The organism is Aliihoeflea sp. 40Bstr573 (assembly GCF_024105655.1).
In the GTDB taxonomy this organism is placed as follows: Bacteria; Pseudomonadota; Alphaproteobacteria; order Rhizobiales; family Rhizobiaceae; genus Aliihoeflea.
This window is the reverse complement of record NZ_JAAAMH010000001.1, coordinates 359270-384459: the sequence shown is the minus strand read 5'-3', so window position 1 is coordinate 384459 and position 25190 is coordinate 359270. Positions and strand designations below refer to the sequence as shown.

Here is a 25190-nt window from a genome sequence, read left to right as displayed (position 1 = left end):
ATGGCCACAATGCGATGCATAGAGTCGTCGCTTGCGGGTACATTGAGCAGAATGACGATACAGTCCACCGCACCCGAGGGCGCATTGCTGGGAACCGAGAGCCGCGCCGTCGATGGGCGCCGGCTCGGTTTCCTGCCGGGCATCGTTGCCATCGTCTGTGCGTTGGTCTCAGCGGGCGTTTCCTTCGCGATCCTGCTCGGTCTGACCCCGGTGGCGCCGAACGCGTCCAACACCTTGATCCTGATCGGCGTCAATGGCGGCTTCATCCTGCTGCTCGTCGGCCTGATCGTCTTCGAGATATTCCGCATCTATCAGGCTCGCCGCCGGGGAAAGGCGGCCTCGCGCCTTCATGTGCGCATCGTGGCGATGTTCTCGCTCGTCGCGGCGATCCCCGCGATTCTTGTCGCCATCGTCGCTTCGGTGACGTTGGATCTGGGGCTCGACCGCTGGTTCGAACTGCGCACGCGTGCCATCGTCTCGTCGTCGCTGTCGATCGCCGAAGCCTATGTTCAGGAAAACTCGCGCAGCCTGCAGGGAACGACGCTGTCGATGGCATTCGACCTCGACCAGGCACGTTCGCTCTACAGTCTCGACCGCACGGGTTTTCGCCAGTTGATGAGCAACCACGTGCGCGGCCGCGCACTCGCTCACGCGGCATTGATTCGTTCCGACGGATCGCTCATCATCGAAGCCGAAACGCCATCCGGCATTCCGATGCCCGATGCACCGCCCGAAGCGCTGCGCGCGGCCGCAGACGGCCAACCTGTCCTGATCGAACCGCGCTTCCGCAATGTCGTCGGCGCGATCATCCGCCTGCAGCAGATCGACGACGCCTATCTGTTCACCGTGCGCGAACTCGATCCCGAGGTCATCCGGGCGCGGCAGATCGTACGCGCCAACACGGACGAGTATCGCGGCCTCGAACAGAACCGGACGACGACGCAGCTCGCTTTCGCCATCCTCTATCTGGGCGTGACGTTGATCGTGGTGCTGGCAGCGATCTGGACAGGCATCGCGGTCGCCGATCGGATCGTGCGGCCGATCCGCCAGCTCATCGGCGCGGCAGACGAAGTCGCGAGCGGCAATCTCGACGTCTCGGTGCCGGTCAAGCAGACCGATGGCGACGTGGGGGCGCTCGGCCTGACCTTCAACGAGATGATCCGGCAGCTGAAGACGCAGCGCAACCAGCTCGTGCGCGCCAAGGATGTGATGGACGAGCGACGCCGCTTCTCCGAAGCGGTGCTTGCAGGCGTTTCGGCCGGCGTCATCGGCGTCGGGCCGCGAGGTGAGATCGCGATCGTCAACCGGTCGGTGGAGAAGATGCTCTCCGTTTCGGCCAAATCGCTCATCGGCCAGCGTCTCATCGATATTTTGCCCCAGATCGGAGGCGTGCTGGAGAAGGGCCGTCAGGCGGACAGGCCCGTCTATCGCGAGCAGGTCGCCTTCTTCCGCAACGGGGCGGAACGCACCTTCAACGTGCAGATCACGACCGAACGCAGTTCCTCGCGCACGGGCGCGCGCTCCTATGTCGTGACCGTCGACGACATTACCGACCTCGTCCAGGCCCAGCGCTCGTCGGCATGGGCCGACGTAGCCCGGAGAATCGCACACGAGATCAAGAATCCTCTGACGCCGATCCAGCTTTCCGCAGAGCGTATCCGCCGCCGCTATGGCAAGGTCATCACCGAAGATCGTGAGGTCTTCGACCAATGCACGGAGACGATCATCCGCCAGGTCGGCGACATCGGTCGCATGGTCGACGAGTTCTCCTCCTTCGCGCGCATGCCCAAGCCCGACATGCAGAACGTCGACTTGCGCGAGCCGCTTCGCGAGGCGTCGTTCCTCATCGAGGTCAGCCGCGCGGATATCGAGTTCAAGCGCGATTTCGGCCCGGCACCCTTGATGGGCCGCTTCGACAGTCGTCTCCTGGCGCAGGCGTTCGGCAACATCATCAAGAACGCGTCCGAGGCGATTGAGCAGGTAAAGGACAGACCCGGTGCTATACTCGTGCGCGCGCGCCGTGCGGGCTTAAATGCCGTCGTCGAGGTGATCGACAACGGCAAGGGTCTGCCGGAGGAGAATCGCCAAAGATTGCTCGAGCCCTACATGACGACGCGGGAGAAGGGCACCGGCCTTGGCCTTGCGATCGTCAAGAAGATCGTCGAGGACCATGGCGGCACGTTGCAGCTTCTCGACGCGCCCGCCAGCTTCCACGGCGGCGTAGGCGCCCTGGTGCGGATGGTATTCCCCCTTGGGGAGAAACAAGAGGCGGCGGCATCGACCGCGCCCGAGACTGAAGAGGTAATAGATGGCGTCTGATATTCTGATTGTCGATGACGAGGAGGATATCCGTGAGCTCGTGTCCGGCATCCTCTCCGACGAAGGTCACGAGACGCGCACCGCTTTCGACAGCGACAGCGCGCTTGCCTCGATTGCCGACCGCGTGCCGCGCCTGGTCTTCCTCGACATCTGGCTGCAAGGGTCGAAGATGGACGGGCTCGAACTGCTCGATGCGATAAAGACCATGCACCCCGACCTGGCCGTTGTGATGATTTCGGGCCACGGCACGATCGAGACGGCCGTGTCGGCTATTCGCAAGGGTGCTTACGACTTCATCGAAAAGCCATTCAAGGCCGACCGCCTGGTTCTGATTGCTGAACGCGCGCTGGAGACCTCAAAGCTGCGCCGCGAAGTCTCTGATCTGAAGAAGCGTTCGGGCGACAGTTTCGATCTGATCGGAACGTCGGCCGCTATGGCGCAGCTTCGCCAGACCATCGAACGCGTTGCGCCGACGAACAGCCGCATCATGATCGTCGGACCGTCGGGGTCCGGCAAGGAACTCGTCGCACGCGCCATCCACAGCGCCTCGGCGCGCAAGAACGGCCCGTTCGTCGCGGTCAATTCCGCCGCCATCACGCCGGAGCGCATGGAGATCGAGCTCTTCGGCACGGAAGCCAACGGCGCCGAGCGCAAAGTGGGCGCGCTGGAACAGGCCCATGGCGGCATTCTCTATCTCGATGAAGTCGCCGACATGCCGCGCGAAACGCAGGCCAAGATCCTGCGTGTCCTCGTCGACCAGCAGTTCGAGCGCGTGGGCGGCACCAAGCGCGTCAAGGTCGACGTGCGCATCATCTCCTCCACAGCCTACAATCTGGAAGATCTGATCGCGCAAGGGCGCTTTCGGCAGGACCTTTATCACCGGCTCGCGGTCGTGCCGGTCATGGTGCCGCCGCTCGCCGAGCGCCGCGACGACATTCCCTTCCTCATCGACCATTTCATGCGCCAGACGGCGCAGCAAGCCGGCATCCGCATGCGACGCGTCGGCAACGATGCGATGGCCGTTCTCCAGGCCCACAACTGGCCCGGAAATCTGCGGCAGTTGAAGAACAATATCGAGCGGTTGATGATCCTGTCGCGCGACGGCGAGGAGGACAAGCCGATCACGGCAGACCTCTTGCCGTCCGAGATCGGCGACGTGATGCCGCGCACGCCCACGCAGTCGGACCAGCACATCATGGCGCTGCCCTTGCGCGAGGCGCGTGAACTGTTCGAAAAGGAATACCTTCTCGCGCAGATCAACCGCTTTGGCGGCAACATCTCTCGCACGGCGGAATTCATCGGCATGGAGCGCTCTGCGCTTCATCGAAAATTGAAATCTCTCGGCGTTTGATGCCGGTCGAACGCGGCCGGATAGGGGCAGACCGAAAATGACACGAGCGAATCGTCCATGCGTGTAATCATCTGCGGGGCGGGGCAGGTGGGCTACGGCATCGCCGAGCGCCTTTCGGCCGAGCACAACGACGTCTCGGTCATCGACACCTCGCCTGAGCTCATCCAGTCGGTGCGCGACAATCTCGACGCGCGCGGTTTCGTCGGCCACGGCGCCCATCCGGACATGCTGGCGGCCGCTGGCGCCGAAGAAGCGGACATGATCATCGCGGTGACCTTGTATGACGAGGTCAACATGACTGCGTGCCAGGTTGCCCATTCGCTGTTCAACGTTCCGACCAAGATCGCCCGCATCCGTGCGCAATCCTATCTGCAGCCGCACTACATGGACCTGTTCTCGCGCGAGCATCTGCCGATCGACGTGATCATTTCGCCCGAGCTTGAGGTTGGCGAAATGGTGCTGCGCCGCATCGCGCTGCCCGGCGCCACCGACGTTGTGCGCTTCGGCGACAACAAGATCGCCATGGTCGCGATCGAATGCATGGAAGACTGCCCGGTCATCAACACGCCGCTTTCGCAGCTGACCGATCTCTTTCCCGACCTGCCCTCGACCGTCGTCGGGGTTTCGCGCGAGGGCCGGCTTTTCATTCCGCATTCTGCCGACCAGCTCGTCGCGGGCGACCTTGCCTATGTCGTGACGACCAAGGATCAGGTCCGACGCACGCTCAGTCTTTTCGGCCATGACGAGCAGGAGGCGACGCGCATCGTCATCGCCGGCGGTGGCAATATCGGCCTGTACGTCGCCCGCACGATCGAGCTTCGCCAAAGCCGCACCAAGGTGAAGATCATCGAGGCCTCGCGGCACCGCGCAGTGGCGATCGCGGACGAGCTTCGCCGGACGGTGGTGCTGAACGGAAGCGCGCTGGATCAGAAGCTGCTGCAGGAAGCCGACATCGCCGAAGCGGACCTGATGGTGGCGGTGACCAATGACGACCAGGTCAATATTCTGTCTTCGGTGCTCGCGAAGCAACTCGGCTGCAAGTCGAACCTTGTCCTGATCAACAACCCGACCTACCACGACTTCACCGACATGCTCGGCATCGACGCGCATGTGAATCCGCGCACGGTGACGATTTCGCGCGTGCTTCAGCATGTGCGCCGCGGTCGCATCCGCGCCGTCCACTCGATCCACCGTGGCGCGGCCGAGATCATTGAGGCCGAGGCGCTCGAAACCTCGCCTTTGGTCGGCCCGGAGCTGCGCGAGCTCGAGCTTCCCGACGGGATGCGCCTTGGCGCGATCTACCGCAATGGCGAAGTGCTCAAGCCATCTGGCACAATGCGCATCAAGCCGAAGGACCGTATCGTCATGTTCGTCATGGCCAAGGCCGTGAAACAGGTCGAACAGCTCTTCCGCGTCAGTCTCGAATTCTTCTAGGAACCACCGATGCCGAAAATCGCCTATGTCAATGGACGCTATCTTCCGCACCGCGATGCCGCGGTCCACGTCGAGGATAGGGGGTATCAGTTCGCCGACGGCGTCTACGAGGTGTGCGAGGTGGCGCGTGGATACATCATCGACATGGCGCCGCATCTCGACCGGCTCGACCGTTCGCTGCGCGAACTGAAGATCGGCTGGCCGATGTCGCGCGCCTCGCTGCAGACGGTCATGCGCGAGGTCATTTCGCGCAACGGCGTCGTCAATGGTCTCGTCTACCTGCAGGTCACGCGCGGCGTCGCGCCTCGCGACCATGTGTTCCCTGCCGCACACACGCGCCCGTCCCTTGTCATTACCGCCAAGAAGGCGAGCCCTCAGGCTGCCGCCAAGCGCGCGGAAACCGGCATCAAGGTCATCACGGTGCCGGAGAACCGCTGGGAACGCGTCGACATCAAGTCCGTCGGCCTCCTGCCGAACGTGCTGGCCCGCCAGAAGGCGAAGGAGGCCGGCGCGCAGGAAGCCTGGTTCGTCGATCCCGATGGAACCGTCAAGGAAGGCGCGGCGACCAATGCTTGGATCGTCACCAAGGACGGCAAGCTCGTCACGCGCCCGGCCGAGTTCGGCATTCTCAAGGGCATTACCCGGGCGACCGTGATGCGTGTGGCCGAAACGCTCGGCCTCGAAGTCGAGGAGCGGGGCTTTACCGTCGACGAGGCGAAGGCCGCGCGCGAGGCATTCATCACGGCGGCCACGACGCTTGTCATGCCGGTGGTCGAGATCGATGGCCAGACGGTCGCCAACGGCCATCCGGGCTCGACCGCACTTTCGCTGCGCCGTGCCTTTTTTGACGTTGCGGAGAAAAGTGCAGCCTGATAACGACTTGGCGGGGCCGGGATTTTTCAAGTCGACGGGCTTTTCAGGCCAGTTGTGCGTTCGGAAAGAGCTGATTATCTTGGCACTTGAGCACTTCCGCATTCGGGTGGGCAGAGCCCGGATGCGTGGATGTTCAGCCATCAATAACGATAAGCTTCAGCGCATCGGCGAAAGAAAAAAACAATGGCGGAACGTACGCAAAACCTTCAGGACCTGTTCCTCAACTCCGTACGCAAGAGCAAGAATCCCCTTACGATCTTCCTCATCAACGGCGTCAAGCTGACGGGTGTCGTGACCTCGTTCGACAATTTTTGCGTGCTCTTGCGCCGTGACGGGCATTCGCAGCTTGTCTACAAGCACGCCATTTCGACCATCATGCCGAGCCAGCCCGTGCAGATGTTCGAAGGCGAAGAAAATGGCCGGGACGGCTGATTGACCGCACCTGAAAACGAAGGGCGCAAGCCGCGCCGCGCACATGGCCCCGTGGACGACGGGACGATGGCGGCGCCTACGCGCGCCGTGGTCATCGTACCCGTTCTGACCAAGACACAGCGCGGGCAGGAGGATGAGCGCATTGCCGCTGCCTTGATGCAGCGCAGTCCCGAGGCACGTCTCGAAGAGGCCGTGGGGCTGGCGCTCGCCATCGAGCTCGAAATCGCCGACCGCCAGATCGTGACGATTGCCGAGCCCAAACCCGCGACGCTGATCGGCAGTGGAAAGGTCGAGGAGATCGGCGAGGCCGTGAAGGCGCGCGAAGCCGACCTCGTCGTCGTCGACCATCCGCTGACGCCGGTGCAGCAGCGCAATCTCGAAAAGGCATGGAACGCCAAGGTGCTCGACCGCACCGGCATCATCCTCGAAATCTTCGGTCGGCGCGCGCGCACCAAGGAAGGCGTGCTGCAGGTCGATCTTGCCCATCTCAATTACCAGCGCGGCCGGCTCGTGCGGTCCTGGACCCACCTCGAGCGCCAGCGCGGCGGTGCCGGCTTTCTCGGCGGACCGGGCGAAACCCAGATCGAAGCCGACCGGCGGATGCTGCAGGAAAAGATTACGCGGCTGAAGCGCGAGCTCGAAACCGTGCGCAGGACGCGCGATCTCCACCGCGCAAAGCGCCGCAAGGTGCCATATCCGATCGTCGCCATCGTCGGCTATACCAATGCCGGCAAGTCGACGCTGTTCAATCGGCTGACCGGCTCCGAGGTGCTGGCCGAAGACATGCTCTTCGCCACGCTCGACCCGACGCTGCGCCGCGTGCGCCTGCCGCATGGCAGCGTCGTCATTCTCTCCGATACGGTGGGCTTCATTTCTGACCTTCCGACCCATCTCGTCGCCGCGTTCCGCGCGACGCTGGAAGAGGTGGTCGAGGCCGATCTCGTGCTCCATGTGCGAGACGTCTCCGATCCGGACACGGCCGCGCAAGCCGCCGATGTCATACGCATTCTTGCCGATCTCGGCGTCGAGGCCGGTGACAGCCGCCATGTTCTCGAAGTCTGGAACAAGATCGACCGGCTGGACGAACAGGCGCGCCAGAACCTGCCGCCCGAACAGGTCGACGAGGGACCGATCCTGATCTCGGCGATAACGGGCGAGGGGGTGGACCATTTGCTCGACGTCGTCGAGGCGCGGATTGCCGGCACGCTCGACGAGGCTGAGTTCGTGTTCGGTCCACAGGATGGACCTGCCATCGACTGGGTCTACCGCAACGGTGCGGTCATCGCCCGCGAGGACCGCGAGGACGGCACGGTCGCGCTCGTTGTGCGCGCTCCTTCGGCGATCATCACTGAGGTCGCCAAGCGCCGAAAGTCAGCGAAAGAATAGTTCAGGCGCGCTTTGCGGCCTGCCAGTGGTCTTCCATCTCGTCGAGGCTCGCCTCGTCGAGACTGCGACCATTCGCGTTGAGCGCGCGCTCGACATGGTGAAATCGCTTGCGGAACTTGTCGTTCGTCCCGCGCAGCGCATCCTCCGCGTCGATGCCGAGATGGCGGCCGAGATTGACGAGCGCGAAAAGCACGTCGCCGAATTCGTCCTTGATTGCCGTTGTCTCTCCAGCGTCGAGTGCCATCCGAAGCTCGCCGACCTCCTCCGAGATCTTGTCGAGGATCGGCCCCGGCTCCTTCCAGTCGAAACCGACCTTCGCCGCGCGCTGCTGAAGCTTCAGCGCCCGCGTCAGCGCGGCATGGCTGACGGGCACGTCGTCGAGATAGCCATGCTCGGCAACCGTGATGCCGCGCGCCTCCCGCTCGGCCTTCTTTTCCGCGCGCTCCTCGGACTTGATCTTCTCCCACATGCCCTTGGCCAGTTTCGCGCCAGGAACGGCTTGCGGGCCAAATACATGCGGGTGACGGCGGATCATCTTGGTCGTGATCGCCTCCACCACGTCGGCGAATGCGAACGCACCCTGTTCTTCCGCCATGCGCGAATGGAACACGACCTGCAGCAGGAGATCACCGAGTTCGTCGCGCAGGTCGGCAAGGTCCCCGCGCTCGATCGCATCGGCCACCTCATAGGCTTCCTCGATCGTGTATGGCGCGATCGACGCGAAATCTTGCTCGACGTCCCATGGACAGCCGGTTTGCGGGTCGCGCAGCGCGGTCATGATCTCGATCAGGCGGGAAATATCTCGGGACGGCTGCATGGCGTGTCGGTCTCCTGGAGACAGTCTGATAGCGCATGTGCCGCCCACGAAAAAGGCCGCAGTCGCGCTTGGCGGCTGCGGCCTGGAATTCGACCTGCGACGCCTTACTTCAGGCGGCCGCTGGCATGGGCAAGCATGGTGTAGACCTTGCCGGTGTCCGACGTCAGATAGGTCTGCGACATCATGTTGTCGCGGTCGTTCTTGGCGACGTCTGCGAGCAGCTTCTCGAAATCCTGGCAATAGCGATCTACGGCGCCACGGAACTCGCCATCGTTCTGATACTTGCGGCGGATGTCGTCGAAGGTCTGTTGGCCTTTCAGCGTGTAGAGGCGCCGCGTGAAGACGTTGCGCTCACCCTTGCGATAGCGCTCCCACAGCTCGACGGATGCCTCATGGTCGATCGCCCGTGCGATGTCGACCGACAGCGAGTTGAGCGATTCGACCATCTGCAGAGGCGAACGCTGCGGCTGGACCGGCTTCGGCGCAGGCGCCTCTTCCTTCGAAGCGCCGCGAAGGAGCGCGCCGACCCAGCTGCCGCCGGCCTGCTGGCCCTGCGGAGCCGGCTCGGCGAGCGAGCCACGCAGTTGCGTTGGGGCCTGCGGCGCAGCGACGGGGGCTGCCGGACGCGGGGCAGGAGCCCCCTGGCGCTCGATGCGGGCCGGGGAGACGTCAAAGGTGCGGCCGGACTTGGAGACGATCTCGGACAGTTCCTTCAGGGCCTTGATCTGCTCGGAAACCGCCTTGCGCATGGCGCTGGTCGACTCCTTCGTCTCCTCGGGAAGTTGCATCACGCCCTTCTTCAGTTCCGCCCGTGTCTGGTCGAGTTCGGTACGGATCGTTCCGGCGGTCTTGCGGATTTCGTCGGTCGCATCGGCGAAGCGCTTGGTCGCGCTTTCGACGACCTCGGAGATTGCCGTGCGCATCTGTTCCGTCGACGTCTTCGTCCGTCCCTCGGCGCCCTCAAGCGCTTTGCCGATGACGCCCTCGAACGAACGCATCACGCGCTCGATCTCCTCCGACTTCTTGACGAGGCCGGCGGCAAGCGTCTCCAGTGCCGTCTGGCGATCGTCGAGAGAGGTCGCAAGCGTCGCCTGCGCCGAGTTCAAGAGCTCGCGCGCATTGTTCAGCATCTTGCCATGGTCCTCGAAGCGCGAGGCGATGCCTGCAACGTCGCGCAGCGTCGTGGACGAAACCTCCGACAGCTTGCCGGCCTGCGCCTCGATGATGCGGGCCGACGAGGCAAAGGAACGGGCGGCCTTTTCGGTCGTCTCGGCAAATTGCTCCGTAGTGCCGGCAAGCTTCTCGTCGACGCCGCCGAGATTGGCCGAGGCCGTCTCGACCAGCTCGCCGAGACGGGCATTGGACGCGGACAGCCGGCCGATCAGCCCGTCGACGCCGCGCGCAAGATCGCCCTGGACGCGTTCGACGGCAGAGACCGTCTCGTTCGTCTTGGCGTCGAGGGCGGATACCAGAGCGCTGTTGCCGGCCTGGAGCCGCTCGGCAGCAGCCTGCGTGATCTCTTCGAGATTGCGCTGGAGGTCCGTGCTGCTCTCAGTGAAACGGTCGACCAGAGGACGAGCCGTCTCGTCGAGGATGCGCGCAATCTCGGCGGAGCGCGCAGCAAGCATCGCGTTGAGCTGACGGGTCTTCTCGTCGAGCTTGTCGGATGCACCTTCGGTGCTCTCGTCGATGTGGCGGTTCATCGCCGCGAACGTCTCGGCAATCGCGTTGGCGCGTTCGATGAGTTCGGATTCGACGCGCGCCACCTGCTCCTGCAAGCGGTTGCCGACATTGGCGGCGCCGTGCGTCAGGCGTTCCTCGGCGGAAGCGACCTGGCTTTCGATCCGCGACGCCAAGAGGCTGGTGCGGTCGGCCAGCGCCTGGTCGGCTGCGGCCAGCGCTTCGGCGATCGCCGCCGCGCGAGCGTCGAGCTCGGCGGAAGTCTGGTGCGTGCGCGCCATGATCCGCTGCTCGGCCATGTCGAAGGTGCGCGCGAGTTCGTTGGCGCGCTCCTGCAGGCGCTCGTCCGAACCATCGAGGACGCCTGCAATCTCGCCGGCGCGCGCCGATAATGCGGCCTGCGTCTCGTCGAGGCGTATGACGATCTGGCGGTCGGCATCGGCGAAGACGTTCGACAGGTCGCCAGCGCGTGCCGTGAGCGTGTTCGCGGCTGCATCGGTGCGCGAGAGAAGGGCGTTGCCGGCCTCATCGAACCGGCCGACGACTTCATCCGCACGACCTTCGAGGATGCGAGCGGCATCTTCCGTCCGGTTGGCCAGCGACTGGCCCGCGTCGTCGAAGCGCGACACGACTTCGTCGGCGCGCGAGAGAAGGCTGACGCGAATCTCGTCAGCCTTGCCGGCCAGATTTCGGTCGGCCTCTTCGACGATCTGCGCGAAATCGCCCGCGCGCGCCGCAAGCGACTGCGCGGCGTCGTCGACGCGCGACGACAGGCTGCGCTCGGCGGTCTCGAAGGCGGCGACAATTTCGCCGGCCTTGGCGCCGAGTGCAGCCGCGCGGTCTTCGGCGCGGCTTGCAAGCGATTCGTCGGCCTCGGCGAAACGGTCGACCATCTCGGCCGCACGGGAAAACAGCGTCTGCGTGCGCTCGTCGAACCTGTCTGCCAGCGTGCGGTCCGTGTCCTCGAAGCGCGAAGCAATCTCGTCGGCCCGGGCCGCCATGAAGGTCGCGCGCTCCTCGATCCGGCCGGCGATCTGACGGTCGCTCTCATCGAGGCGGGTCGAGATCTCGACGGCCTTTGCGCCCAGCGTCGCTGCCGTGCGCTCGACCCGGTCGGCGATCTTCTGGTCGACGTCGACGAAGGCCTGTCCGGCCTGTTCGCCCATCGCCGCGGTTGCCTCCAGCACCTTGTCGCGCAGCGAGCCGGCAACGACCACGGCGCTGCTTTCGAGCGCTCCGCGAACATTGTCGACGCCAATCCTCAGCGCGCGTTCCATTGTCTGGGTGCGCTCCTCGATAACGCCCGTCTGACGGCCGAACGCATCTTCGATGCGCGCGATGTCGCTGGCAACGGCGTCGGTGATCAGCGAGCGGCGTTCGCCAAGTGCCTCGATATGATGCGTGAAGGCCTGCTCGACCTTGTCCATGTCGATGTTGATCGCAGCCGCGAGTTCGTTCTGCTTTTCTGCGAAGAGGTCGATCTGGCGCAAGAACGTCTCGTCGATCCGGCCCATGTCGGCGGCAATCGCCCCGGTCAGTTCTTCCTGGCGCGCGGCGAGGGTCGCGATGTGACGGGCGAAGACTTCCTCGACCTTCTGCGCATCACCGGCGATCGCGCCGGACAGTTCCGACTGGCGGTCGCCGAGCTGGCGCGCAAGCTGGCCGAACAGTTCGCCGAAGCGCTCAGCGCCGCGATGAACCGCGTTCTCCATTTCGGACTGGCGAAGCGCGATGGCCTCGACCTGTCGTGCAAACGCCTCGTCGACGCGAGCGACGTCGCTCTCGATTCGCGAACCGAATTCGCTCTGACGCGCCGTGAGGGCGTCGAACTGGCGGTCGAAGGCCGACGAAAAGCGCTCCATGTCGGCGTCAATCGCCGCAGAAAGACCGGTCTGGCGTTCAGCGAGGCGTTCGATCTGGCGATCGAAGGCCGTGTCGATACGCGAGACTTCGCCCCCGATCCGGTCGCCGAGTTCGCTCTGACGGGCGGCGAGTGCCTCGTGCTGGCGCTCGAAGAGGCCCGAAATCCGCTCCATATCCTGATCGACGGTCGCGGAAAGCTCGGTCTGACGCTCGGCCAGACGCGTGATCTGCCGGTCGAAAGCCGTGTCGATGTTCGAGACTTCCGCACCGATCGCCTGCTGCAACTCTCCCTGTCGTGCACTGAGCGCGTCGATGCCGCGAAGGATGAGATCGTCCATGCGATCCGCGTCGGCCGCGATGGCTGCGGACAGTTCCGCCTGGCGCTCGGCCATTCGGTCGATCTGGTTGGCGAAGGCGTCCTCGACGCGCGCAGTGCCGGAAGACAGCGCCGTCGTCAGGTCGGATTCGCGCTCGGCGATCGTGCGGACATGCTGTGAGACGGTATCGTCGAGACCGCGACGCGTCGCTTCGAGCAGGTCCATGTCCTCCTTCAGCGCGATGGCGAGCCGTTCGCGGCCTTCCGTCAGGCCGGAGATCTGTTGCTCGATCGCGACATCCATATCGCGCTGCGTGTCGGCGAGGCGCACGATGTCGTCGTTGAGCGCGTTGGTGAGGAGCGAACGCCCCTCCGCCATGCGTTCGACATGGCTGGTGATGGCATGGTCCATCGCCTGGCGTGTTTCGGCAAGGCGCTGGAGATCGTCGTCGAGCGCCGCGCTGATCACGTTGCGGCTCTCGCCAAGCTTGACGGTGAAGTCCGCGGTGCGCTCTTCCAGCATCGAGGAAGTCGAGGCGACGAGGTCGGTGAAATCGGCGCCGATACGAGCCTTCGTCTCGTCGAGCAGCACGTTGACCTGCTGCTTGCCGTCCGTGAAGGTCTGCGCGATCTCCTTGGTGCGGTCGATCAGCGTGTCGTTGATCTGCTTTGCGCGGGCCTCGAGCGCGGCGTTGAGCTTCTCCGTGCCGGTGTCGAGCGCCTGGGCGCGCGTCTCGAACTGGGAAAGAAGCGACTGGCCACGTTCCTCGAGCGTGCGCTCGATGTCGCGAAGGCGCGTGTCGAACTCGTCGGAGAGCGAGCGGGCCGAGCTGCCGAGAAGCGAGATCATTCCGGTCGTGCGATCGTCGAGCATCTGTGACAGCGCGCGCGTGGCGTGGTCGGTCGCATCCGTCAGCGAGGCGATACGCGTGTCGAGGAGGTTCGCCACCGCGTCGCCGGAGGTCGAGATGCGGTCCGAAATCGTGTCGATGCGCAGGTCGAGCGCGTCGCTCAGCGAGGAGCCGCTCTGGTTCATGCGTTCGATCAGCGAAGCGCCGCTGTCGGCGATGGTGCCGGAGAGCCTGCCGGATACATCGACGATGTTCTGGCGGATGACGTCGCTGGCGGCGGACAGTTCGTCCTTCAGCGTCTCATGCGCACCGGCAATGGAGGCGCGAACGCGCTCGGCATGGCTGACGACGGCTTCCCGCTCGCTGCCGAGCCCGTCGACGAGCGCGCGGATGCGCGTCTCGTTTTCAGAATAGGCGCGTTCGAGTTCATTGACCTCTGTGTGGACGAGGGTTTCCAATTCGACGGCGCGCGCAAGCGTGCGCTCGATGCCTTCACCCATGGCCTGGACTTCGCGGCGCACCGCCTGGCCGACCATCATGACGCGGTCCGTCGCGATATGTTCGGGCTCGGCGAGGCGGAAGGCAACTTCCGTCATGGATTGCGCCGCATAGCGCATTTCCTGCGCGCGGCGGATCATCACCGCGAAACCCCAGAAAAGGATGATGGGAACGACGATGCCGAGCGCGAGACCGAGCGCATAGGGCGCGGCGATGAGTCCTGCGAGCGATCCGATCTGCCAGATCTGCGGCGAGAAGAGGAGGTGACCGACGAGCAGGCCCGATGCGGCCCAGACGACGGACAGGAGTGCGACCACCCAGTAGACCGTGCTCGGGACCGGCTTGGAGATGCTTTGTACGAAGGACTTGTAGTCCTTCTGACGGTCGTCGTTGGCGGCCGCGAAAGCGGAGGGGCGGCTGGAGCCCTGCGGTTCGACGGGCTGGAGGTCTGCAATGCGGGTCGGGCCGTCATTTGCGGCCTTTGCCACCGCTGCCGGCGCGGCGGCAGCGGCAGCCGGCGCAACGGTTTCGCCGGGCGACGCATCGTCTGCGCTCGATTCGATCTCGCGATTCTCCATCGCAAGTTCTTCAGCGGCCTGCGATATCTGCGCCTCGAAATCCTCCATCGAAGCGGCGATGTCGAGATTCTGCTCTTCCGGCGCGGCAGCCTCGTCATCGTCCATGACGAGTTCGATATCCAGAGCCTCTTCCAGCTCCTTTTCGATATCGGTGTCGAGTTCCTTGTTGGTCGCCGGTTTCATCGCCATGCCGCTCTACCCTATACTATCGCAGCGGGTCACCGTATTCGGCTTGAAACCACCCGCCAGTTGAGGCCCAATTCGCCCATTTCGTATCGTATCGGCACAAGGCCGGGATGGGAACTCGCAATTCCGGCCATGTGTAAAACTTTAAACATAAGGTTAACGCTACTCAATGCAGATGAAAGAATCCTTGGCGCGGCGCCGCGAATGCGACCGGCCGCGTTAACCGACCCTCCATTGACGGCACACAGCATCCCGAAATGACACACTTGAACGATACGCAAACCGCATTGATCGACGAGGCGCACCTCGACCGGCAGACCATGGGCGACGTGCGCCTTGCGGACGAACTCCTCAGCATGTTCGTGCTGCAACTTGAAGCGGCGTCGCGCGAAATCGGCGGCGCATCGCCTGAAAGGCGAATTGCGCTTGCCCATTCGCTCAAGGGAACGGCGCGCTCGCTCGGCATCAAGGCAGTTGCCGACTGCGCACTGGATCTCGAGACATCGCTGCCCGATCCGACGGCGGTCGAACGCCTGTCGCGCCTGACCACGTGCCTCAGGAACGAGGTCGACGGCCGACGGCCGCAGCCGGGTTGACACCCGGTCTCCAGCCATTATGTCATCGCCGCAACCAGCGCCCGCCAAGGATGCGCTACCTTCCGACAGGTTTTTCAATGACCAAGCTCACCTTTGTCGCCTTCGACGGCACCCGCTTCGATGTCGAAGCGGAGAATGGCTCGACCGTGATGGAAAATGCCATCAAGGCCGGCGTTCCGGGCATCGAGGCCGAATGCGGAGGCGCCTGCGCCTGCGCGACATGCCATGTCTATGTCGACGAGGAATGGTCACCGGCCGTCGGCGAACCCCAGGCGATGGAAGAGGACATGCTGGACTTCGCGTATGACGTGCGCCCGACCTCGCGCCTGTCGTGCCAGATCCGCGTTTCCGATGCGCTCGACGGCCTCACCGTCCACATTCCCGAACGTCAGGGCTGACGTCCGGCCTCGATCTGCTGCAGGCGGTATTCCAAAAGACGCAGCATCCGGCTTTCGAAATTGATGCTTTCGACATTGTCGTATCGTGCCTGCTCGGCGTCATGTTCGGCCAGCAGACGCTTGCTGATGCCCTCCGCCTGTGCCGCGGCGTCCTGGCAGGAGGCCGCGTTGCGCACGCCGAGTAGCGTCGTTTCCATGCGTTGCGCGTAGGTGCGGGCGATCACGATGTGCCCTTCCTCGTGCCGCTTGATGTCGGCCGACAGCGTATCCCACATCAACGCCGTATCCACTTCTGCCGCGCGGCGATGGCGCCAGCGCGGCAGGTGAACCTCGGCCGAAACGCGCACGTCCGCTTCAGTCACACTGCATCGGGTTGCGCCTTCCTGATAGCCAATGCGCGTCTTGAATTCCATACGCGTAGCGCCCGGATGCCTGTTGCCGGTCGAGCCGAGCTGTGGGCCGCGACGCTGCAATTCGGTCTCGATCTCGCTCAGTGTCTTCCCGCCAATGGAAAAGTAGCTGTATGAGCGCGACACCTGCGCTGCGTCGGCCGCGAGCGTGGTCGCAAGAATGGCGATACCGCCCGCCAGCATGTGCTTCATGGTTGTCTCCTTGGGCTATTCAAGCGGTTCGCGCGGGCATGGTGCAATGATCGGTGCGCAAATTCACCTTCACGATTGCACGCAAAGCTGAAGAATTGCTGCCCAAGGCACGAAATTCGTTGATTTGCCGCCGTCCGCCGTTCCATAGCGGTGCGATGTTGATCGATCCCTTCTCAGAACGCACGTGGCCGCTGGCCAATGGCCGCTCGTTGACGCTCGGCCCGCGCGCGGTCCTCATGGGCATCTTGAACGTGACGCCGGACTCGTTTTCCGACGGGGGGCGCTTCCACTCGCTTGACTGCGCATTGCGCCAGGCCGAGGAAATGGCGACTGACGGAGCGATCATCATCGACATTGGCGGAGAATCCACCCGCCCCGGCGCCGAGCCGGTGTCGGCAGCCGAAGAGCAAAGCCGCGTTCTTCCGGTCGTCGAGGCGCTGTCGCGACGTGGCGACATGATCCTCTCCATCGACACATACCGCGCCGAAACCGCGCGTCTTGCCGTCGCGGCGGGCGCCCACATCGTCAACGACGTCTGGGGCCTCCAGAAGGAGAGGGGTGTGGCCAAGGTAGCCGCGGCGACCGGTGCCGGCCTCGTCATCATGCATACGGGGCGCGAACGCGAAAAACTGGGCGACCCGATGGAAGACCAGTTCCATTTCCTCGGACGCTCTCTCAAAATCGCAGCCGAATCCGGCGTCGCGAATGATCGGATCGTCCTTGATCCAGGCTTTGGATTCGCAAAGAATGCAAATGAAAACCTAAGCTTGATCGCGCGTTTTGCGGAATTGCACGAGCTCGGGCATCCTTGGCTCGTCGGCACCTCGCGCAAGCGCTTTCTCGGTGAGATCATCGGCCGCGAGGCGGGGCAACGCGACGTCGGTACGGCGGCAACGAGCGTCGCATTGCGACTTGCCGGTGCCGCCATTTTTCGTGTTCATGATGTTGCGACCAATGCCGACGCGTTAAAGGTCGCCGACGCCATTCTGGCGCAGCACGCCTGACGGGAGTTACCTTCGACAATGTATACGATCCGACTGAAGAACTGCGCGTTCTTCGCCCGACATGGCGTCTTCGTCGAAGAAGAAACGCTGGGGCAGCGCTTCTATATCGATGCGGAACTGACGATCGTGCCGGCGGGCTCTCTCGACAGCGACTCCATCGAGGGTACGGTCGACTACGGCGCCGCCTTTGTCGAGATCGAGCGCGTCGTCACCGGCGCGCGACGCTTCCTGATCGAGAAGCTCGCCGTCGATGTCGCCAAGGCTCTTTGCGCGCGATTTCCCCAGGTAATCAAAGCCTCGATCACCGTACGCAAGCCGAGCGCGCCTGTGCCCGGCGTCCTGGATTTCGTCGAGGTCAATATTGTCTGGCCGCAATAGGGTGCGGTCCTATCTCGGCCTCGGCGGCAATCTCGGCGATCCTCAGGCGGCGATGATTGCGGCGCTTGGCATCCTCGATGCCAACGACGGCATCGCCGTCACACGCGTCTCCTCGCTTTATCGCACGCCCCCGTGGGGTCTCGTGGATCAGCCGGATTTCCTGAACGCGGTCGCCGAAATCGAGACCAGCCTCGACCCGCGCCAACTGCTCGATGCCTGTCTTGCAGCCGAGCACACGTTGAAGCGCGTACGCAACGAGCGCTGGGGTCCCCGCGCGATCGATCTCGACGTGCTGACCTACGCCGATAACGCGGTGCACGAGGATGGCCTGACGCTCCCGCACCCACGAATCGCCGAACGCGCCTTCGTGCTCGTGCCGTTGCTTGAGATAGCCCCGGATATCGCGATCGAAGGGCACCCGCTTGCGCAAGCTCTCGGGAATCTGGACGTAGGCGGCATCGAAAGGCTCGATCTGCCGGCCGAGTGGTGGCGCAACACACCTTAGGGCAAAGGAGTTTTTGCCTTTTCCTGCGTGATAATTGCGGCAGTTTCTTCGCTCAACGCCTGACCTGTTCTGCGCGGCGGTGCGAGCGGCGTCGGGGTTGGCACGTTGCTGCGGAGGAGATCATTTCCGGCGTAGATTCCGCCCGCCACCTGCAGTTCGAGCCGTGCCGCATCGCGCATGCGAACTTCCTGCATGACCTCGTCGACCTCCTCATCGGTGAGGCCCATGGTCCGAAGCGACTGCGCGCCAAACTGAAACGCAGATTCAACTGTTTCGCGGATCTGGTAGTCGACGCCTGTGTTGATCAACGAAATCGCCGAGCCACGATCGAACGCACGGGCGAGCACCGGCAGCAGCGGATATTCTGCCTTGATCAGTTCCGCCATCTTCAGAGCTGCCTCCGGTTTGTCGACGCAGATCAACACTGCCTCCACCCGCCCGATACCGGCCGCATGAAGAATATCGAGCCGCGTCCCGTCGCCGAAATAGACCTTGAATCCGAAATCGCTCGCCGCCTGGATCATTTCCACGTCGTTGTCGATGATCGAGACGTCGATACCGCGCAGGAGGAGGGGTTGGCTGGCTATTTGGCCGAAGCGGCCGAACCCGATCACCAGGACGCTGCCCTCCAGACCGTCTGCCATCTCGACGCCCTCGGTCGAGATCGCGCGATCGGGCATCAGCCGGCGCAGCGCCATGATGACAACTGGAGTGAGGATCATCGACAGAATGACGTTCGCGGTGAAGATCGCGTTCAACGACTGGTCGATGACCCCGACCGATGCCGCCGTCGCGAAGAGCACGAAAGCGAACTCACCGCCTTGCGCCATCAGGCCGGCCCGTTCCAGAGCTTCGCCGTGCGACGTGCGCAAGAGCCGCGCGATCGCATAGATGCCGATCCCCTTCAATCCCATATAGACGACGACCAGCCCTGCGACGAGCGCAGCGTTCTGCCCGATGACGGTCAGGTCCAGCGCCATGCCGACGCCGAGGAAGAAGAGGCCGAGCAAAATGCCGCGAAAGGGCTCAATGTCGGCTTCGAGCTGATGGCGAAACGTGCTTTCGGACAGGAGCACGCCGGCAAGGAACGCGCCCATCGCCATCGACAATCCGCTCATCTGCATCAAGAGTGCTGAACCGAGGACGACGAGCAGCGCCGCGGCCGTCATCACCTCGCGCGCCTCGGCCTGCGCCAGAATACGGAAAAGGGGATTGAGGAGATAGCGCCCGACGAGCACCAGCGCGGCGATGGCTGCCAGGGCGATGGCGATCGCAACCGCGCGCGATCCCGCGCCGGCGTCTTCGCCGCCCGGCGCCAAAAAGGCGACCAGCGCCAGAAGCGGCACGATCGCGATGTCTTCCAGAAGCAGGATAGAGACGATGCGCTGGCCCTTCGGCGTCGAAAGTTCGCCTTCCTCATTGAGAAGCTGGAAGACGATCGCCGTCGATGTCAGCACGAATCCCATGCCGGCGACGAAGGCGACGAGCGGCGAGAAGCCGAAGACGATGCCGGCACCGGTCAAGAGGGCGCCGCAGACCGCAACCTGAAGCACGCCGAGCCCGAGGATCTCGCGCCGTAGCCCCCACAATCGCGACGGCTGCATTTCAAGTCCGATGACGAACAGGAACATGACCACGCCGAGTTCGGCGACATGGAGAATCGCCTGGGGATCGGAGAAGAGGCCGATGCCGAACGGGCCGATCGCAACGCCGGCGGCAAGGTAGCCGAGTACCGAATCGAGGCCGAACCGCTTGAACAGAGGCACCGCGATGACGCCCGCGCCAAGAAGCGCGACGACCGGGATGAGATCGACCCCATGGGCTGCTTCGCCGGCCATGACGCGCTCCTGAAAGGCGAAAAGACCGGACGATGAGGCGCGGTCCTTCGGGATCTTGTCAAGCGTTCAGAAGCGTCGATCCGGCATGTCAGCGATTGGCGACGGAGCCGACCGCGCCCCTGTCGACGCGCTTGAGGTTCATGCCGATCACCGGAACCATCTGCTCGTCGACGAGCACCGATACCGTCACCGTCATGGTGTTTTCGTCGGGCAGGCGGGCAAGCATCGCGCCGTTGAGTTGGTTGCGGTTGAGCGTCAGCGTGACCTTGCTGCCGTCCACCTTGCCGCCAACCACGTCGAGGCCAGTGCCGTCGGACCCGTCCATGAACGAGCCGCGATAGCCCGCGCGTCCCTGATGTTCGACGCTCGCCTGCATCTTCTGGGTAAACAGGCCCACGCGGCAGCCGCCGTCAAGCGACATGCCCACCTTTTCGCCAGGCGTCGCCCCGGTGAAGTTGCAGACGAACTTCGTGCCCTTGTACTTGCCGGCGACGATTTCGCCCGGCCCGGACCATGATCCTTCCACGGAGGAAAAGAACTTCCTGTCCTTCTCCGACGCCATGGCAGGCGCGGCTAGACCGATCACGGTTGCGGCCGTGGCCGCCAGGACGGAAGAGGCAAGGCGTAGGGCGGTCATCGAACAGGTACCCGTTGACGTGGCGTGGCTCGGCGAAGCTTGGCCGCGAATGGTTAATGATTTGCACGACGAAGCAGTGCGCTCGACAATGAGTCAGGTTCACGGCAGGCGCAAGACTATTGTTGCGGGGTTGGCGTTTCGCGTTCGCGGCGTGTCGCAAAAGACGCAAGGCTGGCAATGAAGTCCGCGACGCTCGGGCGCTTGACGGCATTGAAGGGCAGGGGGCGAACAACTTCCATGGCCGCAAGGCCGACGCGCACGGTCATAACCCCGTTGACGACGCCTTCGCCCAGCTTGGCCGAAAGCCGCGCGGCAAGGCCCTGGCCGACGACCTGATGAACGAACTCGTCGCCGACAGCCATGACACCGGTCACCGCCAGATGCGCAAGCACGTTGCGCACCAGTCTGAAATAGCCGAGCGTGCCGGGGCGGGCGCCGTAAAGTTCAGCCAGCCTGCGGATCAGCCTGCCGGATTCGAACAGGATGTAGGCAACGTCCACCAGCGCACGCGGACTGACCGCCGTCACCACACTGACGCGTTTGGCGGCATCGAGAATCATTCGCCTGGCCTCGGCGTCGAGTGGCGCCACGAGTTCGGTCTCAGCAAGCCGGACAAGGTCCGGACCGTCCATCACGTCGTCGCGCAGCGCGTCAAGATGCGCGCGGCCCGCCGCCGTCTCGGGTCGTGCCGCCAGATGCGCCTTCAGCCTGTCGACGAAGGACCGTGCCTCGGCGAGGCGACCGTCGCGCAGCACGCGCTCGCATTCGGTCCGAAGCCGGGTCACCGACTGCAGCCGCGCCAGCGCCATCGCTTCGCGGATCAGGATCGCGACGAGTGCCAAAGCAGCGATGGCGGCAAGGCCGATGCCGATGAAGCCCAGAGCCTCGGACCGCGCGAAGAGATCGGCAATGACCCGCTCTGCCCAAAGCCCGACGGCGAAGCTGACGAGCAGCCCGAACGCGGCGGCGAAAATGCGGCCGAGCCTCAATCCGCGCCGGCGTTTCGGCAGGGCGGGTGGTGGCGCCTCGGCGTCGACCTGGTCGAAGACGTCGATCTGCGCTTCCTCGATCCGTTCGAGATCCTGGCCGGAAAGGGCTCTCGGTTCGCGCGGCAGCGCGACGGCGGCCGGCGCTTGCTTGGCGCCTGGAACGGCAAATGACTGGGGCTCGCGTTCGCGTGTCATGCCAGCCGGTCTCCAAGCAGGAACTGGAAGGCCCTGTCGAGCCTGATATGCGGCAGCGAGAGCGTGGCGCCCTCGGCCGTACGCTCCAGCTTCGGTGGACGGAACCGCACGAACCGGATTGGCGCGCGGCTGCCGCTTTCCTCTAGCGCAACTTGCGGGTCGCGCGGCAGGTCGCCGGGAAAGATGGCCGTTTCGTTGGAGCCGTCAAAGGTATCGCGGCCGATCGTCTCGCCTTCAAGCGGCGTTCCGATGATGACGGGCAGCGTGTCGCCATCTTCGCGTACCGTGCCCTCGCGCGTCGCCCGCACGGCCGCCATTGCCAGCACTTCAATCTCGGCTCCGCTGGCGCTGGCGCGCGAAATCGCCCGGTCGGCAAGCCGGCGCACGATCGCCTCGAGCCGGTCATGGCTCTCGTGGTGAAGATGGTCGGCCTTCGTCGCGGCGATCAGGATGCGGTCGATCCGGCGTAGGAAGAGATCGGTCAGGATGTTGCGTGCGCCGGGACGAAAGCATGTGAGGATCTCTGTCAGCGCACGTTCGTGATCGGCGACTGCTGCCGGACCGGCATTCAGCGCCTGCAGCGCGTCGATCAGGACAATCTGCCGGTCGAGCTTGGCGACATGGTCGCGGAAGAATGGCCGCACGACATGCGATTTATATGCTTCGTAGCGGCGTGCCATCATTGCATGGAGCGAACCCGGCGCGGGCTTCGCCTCGCCGAGCGAGGGCAGGGGGGAAAATGTCAACGCCGGAGAGCCTTCGAGATCGCCCGGCATCAGGAACCGCCCGGGCGGCAGCGTGGAAAGCGCGCTTCGGTCGTCCTTGCCGGCCTTGAGATAGCCCGTGAAAGCCTCGGCCAGGCGCCGGGCGGTCATCTCGTCCGCTGCGGCCAGGGGATCGATCGTCGCGGCAAGCTCGCGCCACTCGCGGGACAAGCCCGCGCGTACCGGCAGTTCGGCAAGCGCCGTAGCGTCCTGCGAGAACTCCTCGTAGCTTTTCGACAGGAGGGGCAGGTCCAGCAGCCATTCGCCCGGATAGTCGACGATGTCGAGCGACAGCCGACCGGGCGAGAACATCCGGCCCCAGCCGGTCGCGGATTCGTAGTCGATCGTCAGCCGCAATTCGGAAATTGCACGCGTCGAATCCGGCCAGACCCGCTCGCCGACGAGAGCCGCTACGTGATCCTCATACTGGAAGCGCGGCACCGCGTCATCCGGCTGGTGTTCCAGATAGCTTCTGGCAATGCGGCCGGACTTCATGGCCTCGAACATCGGCAGGCGTCCGCCATGCAGCATGTTATGGACAAGCGATGTGATGAAGACCGTCTTTCCAGCGCGCGAAAGCCCCGTTACGCCAAGACGCAGGGATGGCGAAAGGATGCCGGCTGTCCGCCCGGCGAAGGTTTCGAATGCGAGGCGGGCTTCGTCGCCCAGGGTGGTCTGAGATGCCAAATGCGAAGTCCCAAGCTGCCTGTTAGGTGACGAGATAGGTGTCGCGGAGCCTGCGAAACAGGGCCGGACGCTATTTCACCCCTGAAGGTGTCCAGAAGAGTTCGAGGCGTCCGGTCCCAGGTTGTGCCGCCGAAAGCGCGCCGTCGAAGGCGATGACCGCCAGGCCGCAGGTCGGAAAACCCGCACGCAGCGCCTTCGCGTCCTTGCCGACGAGCGCGCTCGCAAGATCCTCCATGACCGGATTGTGCCCGACGACCATAAGATCTCCGGCGCCGGCCTGTTCATGCAGGATGTCGAGCGCCTGAACGGCAGTCGCCTCGTAAAGGCTGTCGAGATAGGTGATTTTTCCCTCCGGTGTGAGGTCGCCGAGGGCGGCCACCGTCTCGCGCGTTCGCGATGACGAGGAGGCCGCGATCCGCTCCGGCCGACGCTCGTTTTCCCGCAGATAGGCGCCCAGCTTTTTGGCGTCGGCGACGCCCGACGCATCGAGCGATCGGTCGAAGTCGCGCTGTCCAGGCTCCGCCCAGCGCGCCTTGGCATGACGCAGGAGATAAAGTCGCGGCATAGGTCCCCCTGTCGCCTGTCCGCCCAGGCCTAGCCTTCCGGCGCGTCCGGTACAAGCGTTTGCACCGTTCGTTGCTGTCTCCCGCAGGCTGACAAATGCGTGAAACAGGAATTCTTAGTGCTTGTATGGGCCAAGTCACCCGAATATATAGGCGCCGGATTGCTTCTGTGGGGTGAGTCTGATGAGCAAGGCTATCGAGTCTGACTATATGCCATCCGAAGATGAGCCGTTCATGAACGAACGGCAGAAATCATACTTCCGTACCAAGCTTGTTTCTTGGAAGAACGACATTCTTCGCGAAGCGCGCGAGACGCTGGACATCCTGCAGCGCGAAAACGCCAATCATCCAGATCTCGCAGACCGCGCATCTTCCGAAACGGATCGCGCGATCGAGCTTCGCGCCCGCGATCGTCAGCGCAAGCTGATCTCCAAGATTGATGCCGCCTTGAACCGCATCGACGAAGGCACGTACGGCTACTGCGAGGAGACGGGCGAGCCGATCTCGCTGAAGCGCCTAGACGCCCGCCCCATCGCGACGCTTTCGATCGAGGCGCAGGAGCGCCATGAGCGTCGCGAGAAGGTCTATCGCGACGAGTAGCGTTCAGCGCCGCTCACGCGGCGCTTCATTCAGCAGGCGATCCATTTCATCCTCGATTGAGGGCTCCCGGCGCTGCGGGGCCTCCGTATTCTGGAAATCCCGTTCGAACTCCGAAACCATTGCTTCATCGACTGTCGGCTCGCTGGCCGCGACGCGCTCTGCGATCGCCGGTTCCGTGCGCGGCTCGACGCGCGCAGCGGTGACCGGTGGAGTGGGTGCATGTGCGGGCCCGGGTGTCGGCGTGGGCGCGGGAGGCGGGGTCGCCGGCCGGCGACGTTCGCCGGCGGCAGGCTCGACAGGATGGCGAACCGGCGCAGGGCTCGGCTCGCGGTGGTCGATGGCGGGCGAGGCGCTCACTGCAGGCTCCGTGCGCGCCAGTTCCACTTTGCGCTCCGCCACGGGCGGCACCTGTGCCGACAGCGGCGCGCTGCGGCCCGGACCGGTGATGTTCTGCTCGATTACGATGTCGGTCGGGCCCCCAATCATGATGAGATGCTCCACCTCGTCGCGGCGCACCAGTACCAGGCGGCGCTGCGTATCGACTTCGGCAGCATCCATCACGGCGAGCCGGGAGCGGTAGCTGCCGGAAGAGGAAAACTGGCCGCTTGAGACCTTGCGGACGATCTTGATGAGCAGCATGACGACGCCGAGAGCGACGAGCGCGACCAGCGTCCACATGATCGCATTGGCATAGCCCGGTCCCGCAATATCCTCAAACCAAGTCGGCATCTTCGTTCTCCGCTCTGAAAGCTGCATAAGCAGTCGCTAAACCCCGCAACGCATCAGGCGTCAAGCGGTTGCGTCGAGACTGGAACGAAGCTTTCCCCCTCGAGCCGGCGTCCTTGCAGCT

At 64.1% G+C, this 25190-nt stretch carries 21 protein-coding genes; 12 read left to right on the top strand and 9 right to left on the bottom strand.

What is annotated here, in order from left to right; genetic code table 11:
• Positions 1-9: 9 nt before the first annotated feature.
• The 6 genes from GTK01_RS01815 (at position 10) to hflX (ending at position 7795) form a co-directional block, all read left to right on the top strand.
• The gene (locus GTK01_RS01815) at positions 10-2319 is read left to right on the top strand and encodes an ATP-binding protein (RefSeq protein ID WP_371924238.1); all 2310 of its coding nucleotides are present in this window, start codon (positions 10-12) and stop codon (positions 2317-2319) included.
• Entirely contained in the window at positions 2309-3670 is a 1362-nt protein-coding gene (locus GTK01_RS01810) for a sigma-54 dependent transcriptional regulator (RefSeq protein ID WP_252924136.1), read from the top strand. Before GTK01_RS01815 ends, GTK01_RS01810 begins: the two co-directional genes overlap by 11 nt.
• Positions 3671-3727: 57 nt before the next feature.
• Positions 3728-5104, top strand: coding sequence for a Trk system potassium transporter TrkA (trkA, locus tag GTK01_RS01805; protein WP_252924135.1), 1377 nt, complete (start codon positions 3728-3730; stop codon positions 5102-5104).
• A gap of 9 nt (positions 5105-5113) precedes the next feature.
• A complete protein-coding gene (locus tag GTK01_RS01800) occupies positions 5114-5977 on the top strand; it encodes a D-amino-acid transaminase (protein ID WP_252924134.1) in 864 nt (287 codons plus the stop codon).
• Between the two features lie 183 nt (positions 5978-6160).
• The gene (gene hfq / locus GTK01_RS01795; protein ID WP_024585735.1) at positions 6161-6409 is read left to right on the top strand and encodes an RNA chaperone Hfq; all 249 of its coding nucleotides are present in this window, start codon (positions 6161-6163) and stop codon (positions 6407-6409) included.
• Between the two features lie 66 nt (positions 6410-6475).
• Positions 6476-7795, top strand: a complete 1320-nt coding sequence (gene hflX, locus GTK01_RS01790; RefSeq protein WP_252924392.1) for a GTPase HflX — start codon at positions 6476-6478, stop codon at positions 7793-7795.
• Position 7796: 1 nt separating this feature from the next.
• Here the strand turns inward: hflX and mazG are convergent, their stop codons facing one another.
• Together mazG and GTK01_RS01780 are read right to left on the bottom strand one after the other, a co-directional pair.
• Positions 7797-8612, bottom strand: coding sequence for a nucleoside triphosphate pyrophosphohydrolase (mazG, locus tag GTK01_RS01785; protein WP_252924133.1), 816 nt, complete (start codon positions 8610-8612; stop codon positions 7797-7799).
• A gap of 104 nt (positions 8613-8716) precedes the next feature.
• Positions 8717-14587 (bottom strand): kinesin, encoded by a 5871-nt coding sequence (locus GTK01_RS01780; RefSeq protein ID WP_252924132.1) that lies wholly within the window; start codon positions 14585-14587, stop codon positions 8717-8719.
• 254 nt (positions 14588-14841) lie between these two features.
• On the opposite strand from GTK01_RS01780, the gene GTK01_RS01775 reads away from it, so the two are divergent.
• Positions 14842-15180 (top strand): Hpt domain-containing protein, encoded by a 339-nt coding sequence (locus GTK01_RS01775; protein ID WP_252924131.1) that lies wholly within the window; start codon positions 14842-14844, stop codon positions 15178-15180.
• 77 nt (positions 15181-15257) lie between these two features.
• Entirely contained in the window at positions 15258-15578 is a 321-nt protein-coding gene (locus GTK01_RS01770) for a 2Fe-2S iron-sulfur cluster-binding protein (RefSeq protein WP_252924130.1), read from the top strand.
• On the opposite strand, the gene GTK01_RS01765 is transcribed toward GTK01_RS01770, so the two are convergent.
• Complete coding sequence (locus GTK01_RS01765) at positions 15569-16180, bottom strand: DUF922 domain-containing Zn-dependent protease (protein WP_252924129.1); 612 nt, start codon at positions 16178-16180, stop codon at positions 15569-15571. The genes GTK01_RS01770 and GTK01_RS01765 overlap by 10 nt on opposite strands.
• 155 nt (positions 16181-16335) lie before the next feature.
• Here GTK01_RS01765 and folP point away from each other — a divergent pair, with 155 nt between their 5' ends.
• The 3 genes from folP to folK are packed head-to-tail and all read left to right on the top strand — an operon-like array spanning position 16336 to position 18067.
• A complete protein-coding gene (gene folP, locus GTK01_RS01760; RefSeq protein ID WP_252924128.1) occupies positions 16336-17184 on the top strand; it encodes a dihydropteroate synthase in 849 nt (282 codons plus the stop codon).
• Positions 17185-17202: 18 nt separating this feature from the next.
• Complete coding sequence (gene folB, locus GTK01_RS01755; protein ID WP_252924127.1) at positions 17203-17562, top strand: dihydroneopterin aldolase; 360 nt, start codon at positions 17203-17205, stop codon at positions 17560-17562.
• Complete coding sequence (folK, locus tag GTK01_RS01750; protein WP_252924126.1) at positions 17546-18067, top strand: 2-amino-4-hydroxy-6-hydroxymethyldihydropteridine diphosphokinase; 522 nt, start codon at positions 17546-17548, stop codon at positions 18065-18067. The genes folB and folK overlap by 17 nt, the downstream gene beginning before the upstream one ends.
• Here folK and GTK01_RS01745 read toward each other — a convergent pair.
• The 5 genes from GTK01_RS01745 to GTK01_RS01725 form a co-directional block, all read right to left on the bottom strand.
• Entirely contained in the window at positions 18064-19905 is a 1842-nt protein-coding gene (locus GTK01_RS01745) for a monovalent cation:proton antiporter-2 (CPA2) family protein (RefSeq protein ID WP_252924125.1), read from the bottom strand. The genes folK and GTK01_RS01745 overlap by 4 nt on opposite strands.
• Before the next feature lie 88 nt (positions 19906-19993).
• Complete coding sequence (locus GTK01_RS01740) at positions 19994-20542, bottom strand: hypothetical protein (RefSeq protein WP_252924124.1); 549 nt, start codon at positions 20540-20542, stop codon at positions 19994-19996.
• Positions 20543-20658: 116 nt separating this feature from the next.
• Positions 20659-21726 (bottom strand): YcjF family protein, encoded by a 1068-nt coding sequence (locus GTK01_RS01735; RefSeq protein WP_252924123.1) that lies wholly within the window; start codon positions 21724-21726, stop codon positions 20659-20661.
• On the bottom strand, positions 21723-23177 hold the full coding sequence (locus GTK01_RS01730) for a YcjX family protein (protein WP_252924122.1): 1455 nt from the start codon (positions 23175-23177) through the stop codon (positions 21723-21725). Before GTK01_RS01730 ends, GTK01_RS01735 begins: the two co-directional genes overlap by 4 nt.
• 70 nt (positions 23178-23247) lie before the next feature.
• Positions 23248-23742, bottom strand: coding sequence for a histidine phosphatase family protein (locus GTK01_RS01725; RefSeq protein ID WP_252924121.1), 495 nt, complete (start codon positions 23740-23742; stop codon positions 23248-23250).
• 181 nt (positions 23743-23923) lie between these two features.
• On the opposite strand from GTK01_RS01725, the gene dksA reads away from it, so the two are divergent.
• Positions 23924-24340, top strand: coding sequence for an RNA polymerase-binding protein DksA (gene dksA, locus GTK01_RS01720; protein WP_252924120.1), 417 nt, complete (start codon positions 23924-23926; stop codon positions 24338-24340).
• Positions 24341-24343: 3 nt separating this feature from the next.
• On the opposite strand, the gene GTK01_RS01715 is transcribed toward dksA, so the two are convergent.
• The gene (locus GTK01_RS01715) at positions 24344-25069 is read right to left on the bottom strand and encodes a flagellar biosynthetic protein FliO (protein WP_252924119.1); all 726 of its coding nucleotides are present in this window, start codon (positions 25067-25069) and stop codon (positions 24344-24346) included.
• Between the last annotated feature and the right edge of the window lie 121 nt (positions 25070-25190).